This is a genomic window from Psychrobacter sp. NZS113 (assembly GCF_015864825.1).
GTDB lineage: Bacteria > Pseudomonadota > Gammaproteobacteria > Pseudomonadales > Moraxellaceae > Psychrobacter.
In genome coordinates this window covers 102,592-118,841 of sequence record NZ_JADYWL010000004.1, presented here as the reverse complement: position 1 = coordinate 118,841, position 16,250 = coordinate 102,592, and the positions used below count along the sequence as shown (strand labels likewise).

Annotated in this window: 15 protein-coding genes; 6 read left to right on the top strand and 9 right to left on the bottom strand. The window is 43.1% G+C overall.

Annotated features, from left to right (window positions below; translation table 11 throughout):
• Positions 1–170: 170 nt before the first annotated feature.
• Positions 171–686: a hypothetical protein gene (locus tag I6E61_RS07335; protein ID WP_194197046.1), complete on the bottom strand. Its 516-nt coding sequence runs from the start codon at positions 684–686 to the stop codon at positions 171–173.
• 489 nt (positions 687–1,175) lie between these two features.
• Complete coding sequence (locus I6E61_RS07330) at positions 1,176–1,775, bottom strand: YbhB/YbcL family Raf kinase inhibitor-like protein (protein ID WP_197132421.1); 600 nt, start codon at positions 1,773–1,775, stop codon at positions 1,176–1,178.
• Positions 1,776–2,339: 564 nt separating this feature from the next.
• On the opposite strand from I6E61_RS07330, the gene recJ reads away from it, so the two are divergent.
• Positions 2,340–4,181, top strand: a complete 1,842-nt coding sequence (recJ, locus tag I6E61_RS07325; RefSeq protein WP_197132418.1) for a single-stranded-DNA-specific exonuclease RecJ — start codon at positions 2,340–2,342, stop codon at positions 4,179–4,181.
• 81 nt (positions 4,182–4,262) lie between these two features.
• Here the strand turns inward: recJ and I6E61_RS07320 are convergent, their stop codons facing one another.
• From I6E61_RS07320 to I6E61_RS07295, 6 genes are all read right to left on the bottom strand, one after another.
• The gene (locus tag I6E61_RS07320; protein WP_197132415.1) at positions 4,263–4,928 is read right to left on the bottom strand and encodes a trimeric intracellular cation channel family protein; all 666 of its coding nucleotides are present in this window, start codon (positions 4,926–4,928) and stop codon (positions 4,263–4,265) included.
• Positions 4,929–5,031: 103 nt separating this feature from the next.
• Positions 5,032–5,667: a trimeric intracellular cation channel family protein gene (locus I6E61_RS07315; RefSeq protein WP_194197049.1), complete on the bottom strand. Its 636-nt coding sequence runs from the start codon at positions 5,665–5,667 to the stop codon at positions 5,032–5,034.
• Between the two features lie 102 nt (positions 5,668–5,769).
• Complete coding sequence (locus tag I6E61_RS07310) at positions 5,770–6,915, bottom strand: multidrug resistance efflux transporter family protein (RefSeq protein ID WP_197132412.1); 1,146 nt, start codon at positions 6,913–6,915, stop codon at positions 5,770–5,772.
• A 61-nt stretch (positions 6,916–6,976) separates the two neighbouring features.
• Positions 6,977–7,723, bottom strand: coding sequence for a radical SAM protein (locus tag I6E61_RS07305; protein ID WP_197132408.1), 747 nt, complete (start codon positions 7,721–7,723; stop codon positions 6,977–6,979).
• A 241-nt stretch (positions 7,724–7,964) separates the two neighbouring features.
• Entirely contained in the window at positions 7,965–8,786 is an 822-nt protein-coding gene (dapD, locus tag I6E61_RS07300) for a 2,3,4,5-tetrahydropyridine-2,6-dicarboxylate N-succinyltransferase (protein ID WP_194363938.1), read from the bottom strand.
• Between the two features lie 153 nt (positions 8,787–8,939).
• Complete coding sequence (locus I6E61_RS07295; RefSeq protein ID WP_197132405.1) at positions 8,940–9,896, bottom strand: alpha/beta fold hydrolase; 957 nt, start codon at positions 9,894–9,896, stop codon at positions 8,940–8,942.
• Between the two features lie 540 nt (positions 9,897–10,436).
• Here I6E61_RS07295 and arsS point away from each other — a divergent pair.
• From arsS to I6E61_RS07270, 5 genes are all read left to right on the top strand, one after another.
• Positions 10,437–11,429: an arsenosugar biosynthesis radical SAM (seleno)protein ArsS gene (gene arsS, locus I6E61_RS07290; RefSeq protein ID WP_197132402.1), complete on the top strand. Its 993-nt coding sequence runs from the start codon at positions 10,437–10,439 to the stop codon at positions 11,427–11,429.
• A 94-nt stretch (positions 11,430–11,523) separates the two neighbouring features.
• Positions 11,524–12,345, top strand: a complete 822-nt coding sequence (locus I6E61_RS07285; protein WP_197132399.1) for a DUF547 domain-containing protein — start codon at positions 11,524–11,526, stop codon at positions 12,343–12,345.
• A 70-nt stretch (positions 12,346–12,415) separates the two neighbouring features.
• Complete coding sequence (locus I6E61_RS07280) at positions 12,416–13,135, top strand: TIGR04283 family arsenosugar biosynthesis glycosyltransferase (protein ID WP_197132396.1); 720 nt, start codon at positions 12,416–12,418, stop codon at positions 13,133–13,135.
• 98 nt (positions 13,136–13,233) lie between these two features.
• Positions 13,234–13,908: a TIGR04282 family arsenosugar biosynthesis glycosyltransferase gene (locus I6E61_RS07275; protein WP_197132393.1), complete on the top strand. Its 675-nt coding sequence runs from the start codon at positions 13,234–13,236 to the stop codon at positions 13,906–13,908.
• A gap of 131 nt (positions 13,909–14,039) precedes the next feature.
• Positions 14,040–15,083 carry a methyltransferase domain-containing protein gene (locus I6E61_RS07270; RefSeq protein ID WP_197132390.1) on the top strand — a complete coding sequence of 348 codons (1,044 nt, stop codon included), beginning with the start codon at positions 14,040–14,042 and terminating at the stop codon, positions 15,081–15,083.
• Positions 15,084–15,244: 161 nt separating this feature from the next.
• Here I6E61_RS07270 and mtnP read toward each other — a convergent pair whose 3' ends face one another.
• A complete protein-coding gene (gene mtnP, locus I6E61_RS07265; protein ID WP_197132387.1) occupies positions 15,245–16,138 on the bottom strand; it encodes an S-methyl-5'-thioadenosine phosphorylase in 894 nt (297 codons plus the stop codon).
• Positions 16,139–16,250 lie beyond the last annotated feature (112 nt).

Genomic DNA, 16,250 nt, shown 5'->3' with positions numbered 1-16,250 from the left:
CAATGGTTACTTAAGAAAAATCAAGCCACTTTTTATGTTAATCCAGCCATGCATAAGGATGATAGTAATTATGCTATTCACAACCGACATATCCCGCCAGTTAACAACATAAAAAAACCAGCAAAGACAAATAGTCTAAGCTGGTTCTTGATGTTATTTAATGAGTGCCTTTATACATTTTTACCATGCTGTTTGGTTTGAATTTCTTTTGCTAGCTTGTAGCATTCATTGATATGGTCATTAGCAATTTTTTTGAAAATCATATAGCCCATGGTTGCTGCAACCATTTGACCACCCAATGGGATAAATTTCGTCACTTGCTTGGCAGCGATACGACCACCGAAGCCTTGTACTGTCTTTTTTACGATACCACGTGTCGCCATTAGACCTGCGAAGTCAACGGTACGGTCTTTTAAAGCGCCCCAATGAACGGCTCGTGACTCTAAATCAACAGCTGACTGACGATCTTCAATTAAACCGAAACGCTCACTGATATCAGGCAATAGCTGGGTAAGCATGCCCGCATCCACAGCAACATCAAAGAAAGGCACAGGAACGATGGCAACACCAGCAGAGTACTTCGCGCGTTTTTTGACCAACTTTTGACATTCTTTTTTTGTTTGTTCCAGGTCTAAGCTAGGATCTATCGTATTTGGTAGTTTTTCGGCGTTTGGTGTGGTTTTCATAAAGGTTCCTTATAAATAATTGAAGTAAGTAATTAAAATAATACACTCTAAAATATCGAATTATAGTTTTAATGAATAACAAATATCTCAGTTGCTATCTATTTTATGGATTTATAAGAGGCATACAATCATTGCTTTGTAGCAAAATGCAGATAAATACAGTTACTGTGCACCGTTTTTGTAAACTGGCTGTCTTGTAGCGCATTGATATGGTCTAAGAATGGCTTGTTTTATATAGACATTAAAATATGATTAATATGGTCAATCCTCTATAAAAGAGTGACAGCGTTGACCTCGCTTGAAGTATCACATATCAATCTACACTCATCGCTTCACGATCAGTAGATGAAGCAATATAAAGATATTGTTCATCGCACGTAACAGATACGCTTTGCTTAAACCCTGCATTACCTATTGATTGTACAATCACATGCTATCGCAATGAGGTAATCTTACATTAGCGATTAAATATGATTTATCAGGCTTGGATTACCCCTCTGGTGTTGGTTTTGAATCCGGCTTGTGCTCGGCGCTATTAGCGCTTCGCGAGTATTTTACCGTCATACTTGCAGTATCGAGTGTAATATCTTTTACAGCGGCGAGTAATGCTGAGCGATCTACTTTTGTATTGCTATTAAAGGTAACCGGTGCAGATAACGCGTACACAGTATAAGTATAGCTTTTTTCACCTGGGCCTTTAGAGCAAGGAGGCGCGTATTGGTTCAAATCGTTTACGCTATTAGAGCCTACTTCACCGAGAGTTTCGTCCGCTTTAATTTGTGTTTTATCAGCGGCAATATTGTACATGGTCCAATACCAATGCATTCCTTCAGGTGCTTTATGATCCATAATTAACGCATAATATTTGGTTGCGTTAGGCGCACCGCTCCAGTTAAGTGGAGGGCTAATGCTTTGCCCATCGCACGTATAAGTAATAGGCAAGTCACCGCCATCAATTACTTTCGAGCTCGTTAGCGTAAAATCATTGAGGTTCGATTGTTCAAGCGATTGGCTGCTTTGGTCATTGCAGGCACTTAAGGTTACGCAGCACAGTGCACTAAGTAAAAATGCATAGGTATTTTTCATCATTCAAAAATCCAAAGATTGAGAGTACATAAAAAGAATTAGCCATGAAGAGTGTAGCTCTTACATGTAGGGCAATTATGTAGTTTTGAACTTTTTTGTGTTTATTAAGTGATAATGCGTGAGCTGTCCACGTGGATAAGAAGTCGTATATAAGCGCTTGGTTATAGATATAAATATTAACGTAAGCATGCGCTTTGTTTTATTCAGTTAAATAACGCAAAAATCCTCAACTCCCACATTCTAAAATATCGAATTGTAGTTTTAACGAATAACAAATATCTCAGTTGCTGTCTATTTTATAGATTTATAAAAGGCAGACAATCATTGCTTGTAGCAAATGCAGAAAAATACAGTGCACTGTGCACCGTTTTTGTAAACTGGCTGTCTTATAGCGTATTGAGATGGCCTAAGAATGACCTGTAACCTCGCTTGAAGTATCATATATACAGATGCACTCGGTTGCCTTGTCTCTCTTTTAAACTGAATCAACGTCATACATAAAAATGATAAACCGTCCCGCTAGAAATGACCATTGTGACCTTTTACTAAAGCCAGTAGAATACACCCATGCTAAATTTAACCCCCCGTTATACCAGCACTCGCGTCGACGAGTTGCCCACCGCGCTGCAGCCACTTGCTGCTCAATCATTAACGCTTGCCCGCCTATATGCTGGTCGAGGTATCACTGATCCCGATGAGCTTGAGACAGGACTAGCAGGTCTACTGCCTGCAGAGATGCTACATGGCGTTACTGAAGCAGTACGCTTGTTAGATATTGCCATTGATGATGGTCAACGTATCCTGATTGTGGGTGACTTCGACTGTGATGGTGCAACCAGTACCGTACTGATGATGCGTGCGCTCACAAAGATGGGCGCAGTCGTTGATTTTTTAGTGCCTGATAGGTTTAAGTACGGTTATGGTCTGACACCAGAGATTGTCGAGTTGGGTATTGAGACTTATCGCCCTGACATGATAGTGACGGTGGATAATGGTATATCAAGCCATGAGGGTGTGGCTCGTGCGCAGGCCGATGGCATCACTGTCATTATCACTGACCATCATCTTACGACCAAACAGACACCACCCGCTGAAGCTGTGGTCAATCCCAATCAGCTCGGTTGTGACTTCACCAGTAAGGCACTAGTAGGTGTGGGCGTGGCATTCTATGTGCTTGGACGCTTGGCCAAGCTGCGCCGAGAGGCTGGTAAGTCTACCGTACAAGTCAGTCAATATTTAGATTTGGTAGCGCTTGGGACGATTGCTGATGTTGGGGTACTAGATAAAAACAATCGTATCTTAGTACATCATGGGTTGAATGCTATCCGTCAGGGGCGCTGCTGTCTAGGTATCTTAGCCTTACTTGAGCAGGCTGGTCGTGATCCCAAGCAATTGCATGCACAAGACTTTGGGTTTGTCTTGGGACCACGTATCAATGCTGCGGGTCGCATGGACAATATGCGCATCGGTATTGAGTGCTTATTGACGGAAGATTGGAGCACCGCACAGCGATTGGCGCAAGAGCTTGAGCAATTGAACCGTACCCGTCGTCAGGTAGAGGGTGAGATGCGGACGCAAGCAGACAGCATTGTAGCAGCGTTGGCAGTGGAGACGGATAACGATATAGATGAAGCCAGTGATATCATCATCCAAATGAAGCCTGAGAAGAAGGCTGTTAACGGTGCTGAGTCTAATAGTGCTAAGCCTAGTATTGCTGAAAGAAGCATCATTTTGTATCAAGATGACTGGCATCAGGGAGTCATTGGTATTGTCGCTGGTCGCCTAAAAGAGAGCCACTATTTACCTAGCATCGTTTTTGCACCAGCAGATACTGAGCGCACCGATGAAGACAGCGCCATCAAAGGCTCGGCACGTTCTATCGCTGGCGTGCATATTCGTGATGCGATTGAACAAGTGGCCGAGCGTTATCCTGAGTTGATTACTCACTTTGGTGGACATGCGATGGCAGCAGGTTTAACGATTAAGCGCGGCAACTTTGATGGTTTTGTGACGGCCTTTAATGAAGTCATGGCGCAGATGGATGATGAGGTGTTTGCTGAGCAGAAATTCACTGATGGACCCTTGCAGGCCAGTGACTTTAGCTTATGGTTCGCTGAACACTTGGCGGATGCCAGTATTTGGGGTCATGGTTTTGCACCGCCGATATTTGATGGGATATTCGAAGTGCTAAGTTTTAAAGTTTTAAAGGATAAACATCTGAAACTGTCATTACGCTATCCCGATGTACAGTATCCAATTGAAGCGATTTACTTTAATTTTGATAGCGATGTATGGGATTACCGTGCCGAGCAGGTACATTTGTTATTTCAGCTAGACATCAACGAGTGGAATGGTAAGCAAAGCCTACAGCTGATGGTCAAAGACTTGGCTGTGGTAGAGCAGGGCTAAGGTTATAAGGTATCAGTGCGTTTGAGTTTGAGTGCACTTATAGCATTTGTTGCTTGTTACTTGTTGCTTTTTGATTGGATATCAGTACTTCCATTCCAGGGCTGGAAATTGCCAATCGTAGCGTATTGCCATCATGCGTAAGGTGAAAATCGTACTCATGGTGGCGATATCAGTAATCCAATCTGTCACACCCAAATTGCTTAGCGCAAAGTAGAGAATACCACCAGTCAAGGCTGCGGTGATATAAATCTCTTGCTGTAATACCAGTGGAATCTCATTGCAGATCATATCGCGGATGATACCGCCGACGATAATGGTAATAACTCCAAGTAATAATGCCACGGGTACATTCGTGCCCATGCTATCGGCAACCTTGATACCGATTAAGGTAAACGCTGCCAGCCCGATAGTATCTGAGAGTTTGAGAAACTTATCAACGCGTTTAGAGTTGGGATGGAAGAATATCTGCATCACGAGTGACGATATCGTAATAACGGTCAAGTAGCTCATATCCACCATCCAAAAAAGCGGATGACGATCCAAAATCACATCACGCACAGTACCACCGCCGATAGCTGTGACAATAGACACTAGCAAACAACCAAAGACATCGAAATTCTTATGTTTGGCCAGTATCGTGCCTGAAACGCTGCAAGCGATGATGCCGATCATATCAAATAAATATATCAAAGAGCGCGGATCAAAAGTAGTGATTAGGACGGCAGGGTCCAATGCGATAGATAGCATAAGCAAGTCTCACTAGTTTTTGATAATGATAAATCGATATGATAATTGTTAAATCTACAGCCGTTTTTACTTTAAGTGGCCAAGCGACTAAGCAGCTAGGCGACTAAGCAACTAGGCGAATAGAAGGCAGGTGCCAGTCGTATTTAAGCGCTAACATGCGTACCGCAAAGATGACGAAGAGCATAATAAATTCGTTGATACTGGTACCCACTCCTAAATACTGTAAGCATAAATAAGTAACAGACCCAGCGATACTGGCAGTAATATAAATCTCACGTTGCAGCACTAAGGGAATCTCATTACAGATAATATCGCGTAGTAGGCCACCGAGAATAGCCGTCCATACCCCCATCATGATGGCAATAATAGGCGACATGTCTTGCGTCAACGCGATTTTAAAGCCAATGACACTAAACGCTGCCAGACCAACGGCATCAAAGAGTTTTAATGCATTGTCGATCTTATGATATAGATGGAAAAATATTTGTAAGATGAGTGATGTCACAGTAATGACAATCACATAGTTGAGGTCAGTCATCCAAAATAGTGGATGACGGTCTAGCGCCATGTCTCGTAATGTACCACCGCCGATGGCATTGACCATGGCTACCAAGATACATCCCGCAATGTCAAAACCTTTATGCTGCGCCAGCAAAGTTCCTGCAATCGCGCACGCAATGATACCAATCATGTCCAATAAATATAATAAAATATCAGGGAAAATTAAAGCATTAACCATGGTTATATTACCAAATCGTGTTTATCAAAGTGATTAAGTGTTTTTTGAGCTGTCACTATGTGCGTGACTCAGACGGAAAGCTGAGTATTAGACCCAGACCGTTTAGCCATCTTTTGCAAATAGAATCAACCCAACAATAATGAGAGCAATACCTATTAATCCCATCATCGATGGCAGACTGCTATTGAGCAATAACATGCCACCAATCAAGGCAAATATCACCTCACTGGCTTGCGTGGCATCAACACCAGCCACTTCGCTTGATGTTTCTGCTTTTTCACGGGCATATAAGAAAATACTAGTGGCTGCCACACCTGCCAATAAAGCAACCAGTAACGTATTAAATACTTGCTTCGTCTCGGGCAATTCAGGATGAACGATAAGACCCAATACCAACCAAAATGGCACAGTACCCAAGGTCATGAGCCATACCTTATTAAAAGCATTTTGCAGTAAAGTGGTTTGGATAGCGGGAATTTTTGCAATTAAGCCTTGCAGTAGAGAAGGGGTTGGTTCGGCTAAGACAGCATCTGTCGTATGAGCAATACTGATTGAGTCTGTTGGGTAGTGAGTATCAATAGCAGATAAAGGCGGCAGCTCAGTTTCCGCCGTCTGGTCAGTTGCTTGATGGATCGCTTGCATCGGAGCTTGTGATTCAGTATTTTTCTGCTTGGTATTATAAGAGACCTGCCAAACTAACTGGTTACCAATGGGGTAGCTAAAGGCTGCTACTAAAGCAGGCAAAGCACCGTAAAGCAGCATGTCTTTCATAGGTACGGCATCAGCACCCAATACAGAGGCGGCATGTATACCTTCACTAATGTTAACCAGCACTACACCGAAAAACACCAATAGTGCATAAGCGATGAATTTCTTATCAAACCGCTGGCCAAATACTAGTAAGACGAGCAGACTTGCGACAACGGTAAACATAAAGGTTGCCGCAACGACCCAGCCCGCAGCATGATCTGCCGCGTAGCATATGCCTGTATAGAAAACACCAAAGCCAATACTACCGGTAATGCACCAAAAACCCCAATGTTGACGAAAGATAGTGAGCAGCTCTCTAATACGTCCAAAGCCATGTTGCATAACGATAATGGCGGTGAGAATCAACCACATAAATAAATAGCGAAGGCTGGCTGACCAAAACCAATGTCCACCAGCCGCACTCATTAGCTCATTTAGGATAAACGTCGAGCTAAAAAATGCGCCCGATAATAACCCCAATAAAATGAGTTTGACCATAACTCTATCCTTACACTTGCTTCGCTAGTTATTTAAAGTGTCTATTTACACTTTTATATTGCTATTTGCCTTTGGCATCTGCCCAAATAATTTTATGCAACTGTAATTGGAAGCGTACAGGTAGCGCATCCACCAACATCCACTCTGCAAGCTCACGAGCTAGTACCGGTACTTCAGGGCTAGGCAAGTTTTTACTAGCATCTTCACTGATGTCATCTGCGACGTTGAACATCGGAGAAAACCATACGGTACCAACTAACTCGTGTAGCTTATGCTTGGTCAACATAGCTTTTGCCCAGTCGTAATCGGTACGATTCATAATGACGAATTTTATTTGGTCATGCTGAGTGAGATAGTCGAGGTTAGACCACAGGTTTTTATCGACTTCGCCTGAGCTTGGCGTTTTAAGATCCATCACTTTGCTGACAGCTGGCGGTACATTTTCTACCGTGAGCGCGCCTGCTGTCTCAAGCGAGATTTCATAATCATCGTTCAGCAAACGTTTCAGTAGTTCAATGGCATTCGGCTGCGCTAGTGGCTCTCCGCCAGTCAAACAGATGCGCTTGCATGGATAGCCTTTGATGGTCTCGATGATAGTTTCTAATGACTGACGCTCACCACCTGTAAATGCATATTCGGTATCGCAATACACGCAGCGCAGTGGACAGCCCGTTAGGCGCACAAATATCGTTGGCAGACCTGAGGTGATGGCTTCCCCTTGCAAGGAATAAAAAATCTCTGTCAGACGTAGACCTGCTTCAGGATCAGTGACAGGGATGGCGGCTGTGCGTAATAGTGATTCACTCATAATATGTCAAATACAGTTAAAGATTGATAAGGCGATTAGGCATCTATCAATCGTAATAAAAAGGCGGGTTCTGATATGGGGATTTTGCGTTTGGATAAAGCCAAACTAAAGAAAAGGATTATAACGCACCACCCTCTATTAAGCTGCAAAAAAGACGCTGAAGTTTTCTTCAGCGTCTTTAATAAAGATGATCTGTCGCTGTCCGTACTGTTTGGGTACGAGACTATAAGTATCAGAAATACTAGGCTAAGCGTAATAGCTCATTGACTGATGTTTTTGCACGAGTTTGCGCATCTACTTTTTTCACGATGATAGCAGCATACAAGCTGTGAGTACCATCTTCTGACGGTAAGCTACCTGGTACGACAACTGAGCCAGCTGGTACACGGCCACGATGAATCTCGCCAGTTTCGCGATCATAAATGCGGGTAGATTGACCGATGAACACACCCATAGAGATGACAGAACCTTCTTCTACGATAACGCCTTCAACGATTTCAGAGCGTGCACCGATGAAGCAGTTGTCTTCGATGATGGTTGGATTAGCTTGCAATGGTTCAAGAACACCGCCGATGCCAACACCGCCTGATAGATGGACGTTTTTACCGATTTGGGCACATGAGCCAACGGTCGCCCACGTGTCAACCATGGCGCCTTGATCAACGTAAGCACCAATATTGACATACGATGGCATTAATACCGCACCAGCTGCGATGAAAGAGCCTTTACGAGCTACGGCTGGTGGTACCACACGTACGCCAGCTTCTTTAAACTGCGCTTCTGTCCAATCAGCAAATTTAGTCGGCACTTTGTCATAAAACTGCACATGCTCACCAGCGGCCTGAACATAGTTGTCGTTTAAGCGGAAAGACAGTAATACCGCCTTTTTCGCCCACTGGTTGACGACCCATTCACCGTCTTTCTTTTCTGCAACACGTAGGCTACCGTTATCTAGTTGCTCAAGCACTTGCTCGACAGCATCGCGTACGTCTTGTGGCATAGTACTTGGGCTGTATTCGTTACGGTTTTCAAAGGCTTGTTCGATGGTTTGTTGTAATGACATAAAAAATCCTAACGTTAGTTAAAGGTAGTTAAAAAATACATCGTACTTATAGTTAAATGTTTGCTTAGTTTTGGACTAAGATTTTACTTGCCGTATTGTCGCTAATTTAACAACTTTTAGCAAACGAGTTCACTGTGAACCTCGGCATTGAGGTTAATTATCCGACGTATTACTCTCAATCCACTCCAAGATATCTTGATAAACGATTTTATGGTCTTTTTCGTGTAGTGGCTCATGGCGCATATTAGGGTAGAGTTGAATATCTACGTTATTAAAGTTTCTCTTGTTTAAGCGAGTGACGATTTTGCGGATACCATGACCCATATCTCCAATGGGATCATCTTCACCGCTGATGAATAACATCGGGAAGTTTTTGGCAATCGTCGTCGCCCAGTTTTTATTCAAGCCTGTTTCCATTAGAGAAAACAACGTCATAAAGCCATTGTTGGTAAAGTCAAAGCCCGTTAATGGATCTGCTTCGTAGATTTCGATGGCGGCAGGGTCTTCAGTTAACCATGCAAATTCTGATGAAGAGATGCGATCTTCAAGCTTGCTATTCAATACCTTGTTCATCACTTTGGCAAACACAGGATTTTGTTTTCTTGAGGCGACTTTTGCCAGTATTTTATTGACGGGCAGTAGTACTTTAGTCAATGGATTGGCATCTGCTGTGCCCATTAAAATAGCGCCAGAAAAAGTGCCTGCATGATGCTTGAGGACGTTGCGGATAATGAACGAACCCATTGAATGACCCAAGACAAAATGCGGCACGTCAGGATGGCGATTTTTTAGGGTATCGGCCATAATAATCACGTCTTTCAACAAGGATTGAACCGGATGCTCTTCGCCAAAAAATCCTAAATCCTTTTCTGTTTTGATGGTTTTCCCATGACCAAGATGATCATAAGTGACCACTGAAACACCATGATCTGCCAAAAACTGAGCAAATTCTGCATAACGTCCGCTATGCTCTGCCATACCATGCACAATTAATAATGTGGCCTTTACTTCTGTCTTTTCATCGCTGGGCTCAAAAAATTCGTGATGCAAATAGTGAATGTTATCAGAGGAGAGAATGTGATCGTTAGCGGTATCGATATTGGTACTCATATAAGATTCCTTGATTACTTATAATTGTCATTAAGGGGTTCGATGGTTATGTTCAGATGATAGGCTACGCAGAGCAATCTGTCATGCGGCTATAATAATGTCCTATTGTACTGGTCGTTAGTAAGTAATTTCACCCTATTTTATTGTTTTTATCACCATTTTCAAAATAAGAGCAAGCCTTAGCGTAGTAAGTACTCTTGAAGCTAGATAAGACATTTACGCTCTTACTGTTAGCCTGTAACAGATTTGTTTTATTTATATGCTATTTTTAAATGGATTTTTGAAGCTATACCTATTTGTAAATCTCAAATAGACCCTAATGCTTATTTGGAATAAAAGATAAAATCCATACGATTAGTTATCAATGATTATTCATAATCAGGTATGATTGATTAGATAAATGTTAAAGTGGGCAAGTAAGATCTAAGCTGTTTTTTTTAAAATAGTCAGTAAAAGCAATGTGTTGCTATTATTTTCTAATGTTCGTTTTTGCGTTGCTATCCTTTTTTAGTTGTACCGCCAACAGGATTTTATACCACCATGAAATCAACTATCGAGTTACTTGAGCATACTGACTTTCCAACGATAAAACGGCATCAATTGACGATATTGCAAGTCAATATGGGCTACTTATGCAATATGTCCTGTGTACATTGCCATGTGGCTGCTAGTCCTTATCGTACAGAGATGATGTCACGTGAATTGGTCGAGTTGATACCTAAGGTGTTGCAAGCACAAAATATCGACACGCTTGATTTGACGGGCGGTGCGCCTGAGATGCACGAGGATTTTAAGTATTTGGTCAAGGCCGCCCGTGCTTTAGGTGTCAAAGTTATAGACCGCTGTAATCTGACCATTCTTATGGAAGAGGGTTATGAAGATATGGCGCAGTTTTTGGCAGACAATCAGGTAGAGGTGGTGGCCTCATTGCCATGCTATTCCCTAGAAAATGTAGACAAACAGCGCGGCAAGGGCGCGTTTGACGACAGTATATTGGGATTACAGAAGCTTAATAGTTTGGGTTATGGCAAGCCTGACTCAAGCCTGACACTGAATTTGGTCTTCAATCCGCAAGGTGCCACACTACCGCCCAATCAGCAGCAGTTGGAAGCCGATTATAAGCGGGAGCTAAAAGAGCATTTCGATATTGAGTTTAATCAACTGTTTGCACTGACTAATATGCCGATTCAGCGTTTTGGGGCAGTGCTATTGGCCAAGGATCAATTCCACCCTTATATGACACTGCTCAAAGACAACTATGTCGCTGCCAATGTAGCTGATGTTATGTGCCGATCAACCATTAGCGTCAATTGGTTGGGCGAGCTATTTGATTGTGATTTTAATCAACAGCTAGAAATACCCGTACCCAATAAATCGCGTCGACATTTAAACGATCTGTTAACCCAAAACCCTTCTGGTGATGAAATTGCTATTGCTGATCATTGTTATGGCTGCACCGCAGGACAGGGCAGTAGCTGTGGTGGCGCATTAGAAGAAGAGGTAGTAGAGCCAGTGCTAGTAGACACGCCCTAGTACTTTTAATACAAGGACTTTTGGCATAAGTAGTTTTAGCATATATAAAAAACAATTTAGACAAAAAATAATCAGTGTAAACGGAGTAAGTATTATGTCGGTATTTAATTTTTCAGCGAAGACATTGTTCGCGCAACCAGTGATTGCTACGACTATTTTATTAGCAAGCGTGGCGGCTCATGCTGATTTTAACCATCAAAGCTGGGATAGCTTGTTAAATAAGAACGTAACCATGACCAATGGTGGCAAAGCTTCTGTTGTGAACTATGCCGGTATGAAGGCAGACAAAGCTAAGCTCACCAGTTATCTTAATTCAGCAAGTAAAGTATCGCAGTCAGAATTTAATCGTTGGAGTAAAAACGAGCAGTTGGCATTTTTAATCAATGTTTATAATGCTGGCACGGTCGATTTGGTACTAACAAAATATCCAAATATTAAGTCTATCAAGGATATTGGCAGCGTTTTGAGCTCACCATGGAAGCAAGAGTTTATTCCATTATTGGGCAAAACACGTTCGCTTGACGACATCGAGCATAATCTTATTCGTGGCTCTAAGCGTTACAACGATCCGCGCATTCACTTCGCCGTTAACTGCGCCAGTATTGGCTGCCCTGCATTACAAGATGATGCTTTCACTGGCAAAGGTTTGGACGGGCAATTAGAGCAAGCTACCTCAAAATTTTTGGCAGACAGTAGCCGCAATCGTCTAAAAGGTAATACGCTGAGTGTATCACCAATCTTCAAATGGTATAAAGAAGACTTTGAGACCAATTGGCGCAGTACCAACGATTTGGAAGGATTTTTGGGTCGTTACTCTTCATCATTGGGATTGAGCAAATCCCAAACCGCTGACTTAAAGCAAGGCAAAATCAAAATCAGTTATACCGATTACAATTGGAACTTAAATAAAAAGTAACTCTAGATTTTGGTCGATACAGGTGCTGGTCTTTATCAAAGATAGGCGAAACTGATGATGATTCATTAAAATGGTGCATTTATTGGACATCTCTATCATCATTCCGTTGCTCAATGAAGCGGACAATATGCCGCAGCTCATTGCTCATATTAATGGTCTATATCCACCGCCATCACAAGTGATAGTGGTGGATGGTGGCTCGACGGATGATTCGGTTGGTATTGCTAGACGTTTATTAAATGATTTATCAAGTGTGGCGCAGCCTACTATAGACTGGCAAGTGATTGAATCCGTAGCAGGACGTGCTCGGCAAATGAATACGGGCGCTAGGCAAGCAACAGAGGATGTTTTGCTATTTTTACATGCTGATACCGAGTTACCAATTGAGGCGATAGATAACATTCAGCAGGCAATGACTCAGTATGACTGGGGACGTTTCGATGTGCGTCTAGACAGCCGTGATCTATTATTAAAAATCGTCGCCATGATGATCAATAAGCGTTCACGCTTAGTGAGTATCGCCACGGGTGATCAAGCGATTTTTATCAAAAGGTCTTTGTTTGAGCGAATGAATGGCTATGCCGACCAGCCATTGATGGAAGATGTTGAGCTCTGTAAGCGGCTCAAACGAATTGCCCGACCTGCTTGTTTAAAGAATAAAGTAACAACATCAGCTCGGCGTTGGCAGCAACATGGTACGTGGCGGACGATTTTCTTGATGTGGCATTTGCGCTTTGATTATTGGCGTGGCGTATCACCTGATAATTTAACGCAGCGCTACTATCGTTGAATCCAAATGACTTCGATTGCCTTGATGCTCGTTTAAACCGAATCAACGATATAAACATTAATACCTAATACCCCTTTAGATTAAGGATGCGCCCTAGCATGACTGAGCATTCAAGCCCTCACAAAACCCGTACGATAACCGATGCACAAGCACAATACCCAGACACCTGTGTCATATTGTTTGCCAAATATCCAGCGCGTGATATGGCAAAAACGCGCCTGCAACCAGCCCTAGGCGTAGAGGGCGCTGCTCGTATGGCAAGACAATTGCTGTTGCATAGTGTCGAGCAAGCAGTCGCTACTGATTTTGTCGTTGAGCTATGTGTCAGTCCAGCAGCGATAGAGCCTTGCTGGCAAACCCTTAATTTGCCTGACTCACTGCAGTGGTCGACTCAAGCAGATGGCGACTTGGGCACGCGTTTAATCACAGCAAGTCAAGATGCCCTGAAAAGATACCAAAAAATCGTATTGATAGGCTCTGACTGTCCCAGTCTGACGGCAGAGCGTATTCAGACAGCAGTACAGCAGCTCGATGCCCATGATGCGGTTATGACCCCAGCGACTGATGGTGGCTATGTGTTATTCGGGTTTAAGCAATTTGATGGCAGTCTGTTTTCAGATATCGTCTGGAGTACAGCTAGTGTGGCAACTGTGACCCGGCAGCGTGTGGCGGATTTGGGTTGGACATTGGCATTGTTAGCGCCGCTACATGATATTGACGAGCCTGCAGATTTAGAGCATCTGCCATCAGATTGGCTTAAGTTTGCTCAATAGCTATGACCATACGAACAACTAGATGACGGTCGGCACCCGCTTGTCATGGATGTATTTATACCGTATTGCTTTATTTTTTATGATGTTTACTCAGATTTTAACCAGGTTTTACTCTCAATAAGGATATTGTTATGCATGACGTCGTGCAAAATTACTATGGTAAAGAGTTACAAAGTACCGATGATCTAAAAACCTCAGCGTGTTGTGATGTGAGCAATATGCCAGAGTGGCTCAAGCCATTATTGGCCAATATCCATGATGAAGTGCTGAGTCGCTATTATGGATGCGGGCTGGTGTGTCCTGCACTGCTCGAGGGTTGCCGAATTTTAGACTTGGGCAGTGGTTCAGGCCGTGACGTCTATGCATTGGCGCAATTGGTGGGCGAGAGTGGGCATGTGGTCGGCGTCGATATGACCGATGAGCAGCTGGCCGTTGCCAAAGAGCATCAGCAATATCACATCGACAAGTTTGGTTATGACAATGTGACTTTTTTACATGGCTATATCGAAAAGCTAGATGAGCTCAATCTTGCAGATGCTAGCTTCGATATTATTGTCTCAAATTGCGTGATTAATCTCTCACCAGACAAAGCAGCCGTCATGGCCAGTGTGCAGCGCTTACTTAAGCCTGGCGGCGAGTTTTATTTTTCTGATGTGTATGCTGATCGCCGTATTCCACAACATTTAGTCGATGATCCAGTCTTGTATGGCGAGTGTTTGAGCGGCGCGTTGTATTGGAAGGACTTTACCCGTTTGTCACGAGACGCAGGATTTTTAGACGTACGTTTGGTCGAGGATCGTCCGCTTGAGATTACTGGTCCTGCCTTGGCGGCAAAAATTGGTGATATTCAGTTTTTTTCTGCTACTTATCGTTTGTTTAAGATTGCAGCGCTCGAAGATGCTTGCGAAGATCATGGTCAAGCGGTGATATATAAAGGCTCTATCGAGCAATCACCGCACCGTTTTGATCTTGATAAACATCATGCTATTGAAGCGGGTCGGGTATTTCCAGTGTGTGGCAATACGTTTAGAATGCTAAAAGAGTCTCGCTTTGCACCGCATTTTGAGTTTATTGGTGATGACAGTCGTCACTATGGTATTTTTGCCGGCTGCGGTGAGCTGATGCCATTTAACCAGTCTGTGATATCAACCTCTGGATTAGGTGGTTGTTGTTAAAACTAAGAGATTGACATTAGCAAAGGCCATTAATTTACTTAATGGCCTTTTTTATGAGTCATTCGTTGCTGATGTTTGTGTATTGGCAGACACTATAGAAATAGCGTTTTACTGTTTGATCGATTGATTTTCGGTTAGATACTCATTTATCGACATGTTTATCAATGTTTAGGAAGTAATGCTGCCAGTCTGATTTTGGTTGTGTCGTCCATCGTATCTACTGACGTCACTAATGCCTGAGCAAGCGCATTATGTGCAATTGAGTCAGGCGATTCAGCGGCAATCAAAGAAACAGCTTCCTTAATCACTTTTTGAGCATTGTCGGCATTTTTCATGAGATTTTTTATCGCGTAGTCTGCACTGACAGCTTCTTCAGTCGGATGCCAACAATCAAAATCTGTCACTAAGGCCAACGTGGCATAGGCAATACTCGCTTCACGTGCCAATTTGGCTTCTGGCATATTAGTCATACCGATAATATCTGCCTGCATCTGACGATACCACTCTGACTCCGCACGAGTTGAGAACTGTGGACCTTCGATACAGACATAGGTCGCTTTTGAGTGACTGGTGCCTTCTGCAATATCTGCATTGTCATAAGCACGCGTCAAGAGTTCTGCTAGGGCAGGGCAAAGCGGATCGGCCATTGATACATGAGCGACTGCACCCGCGCCAAAAAAAGTATTCACTCGCTGCTTGGTCATATCAATCATTTGATCTGGAATGACCATATCTAGTGGCTTAAGCGATTCTCGTAGAGAGCCTACTGCTGATACGGACACGATGTAGCGCACCCCAAGCGTTTTTAACGCATAAATATTGGCACGATAAGGCACTTCAGACGGCGTCAGTCTATGACCTTGACCATGCCTCGTCAAAAAAGCAACGGTCACACCTTCTAACTCACCAAGGACAATGTCATCAGAGGGGCTGCCAAAGGGCGTATCAATAGTAATATGACGCTTGTTGATGAGCGCATCCATTTGATACAACCCGCTACCCCCAATGATAGCGATATCTGCAGATAGTGGTGCTTGTTCTATAGAGGTTGTCATAAGTGTTATCCAATTTAGTTGTCGAAGACAACCGTGCTAATGTAGAAGAAATTTCTTGCTATTGGCGCTTATTAATATTTAAAGAAAATATAGCAGAAATTGAGTGGTAATA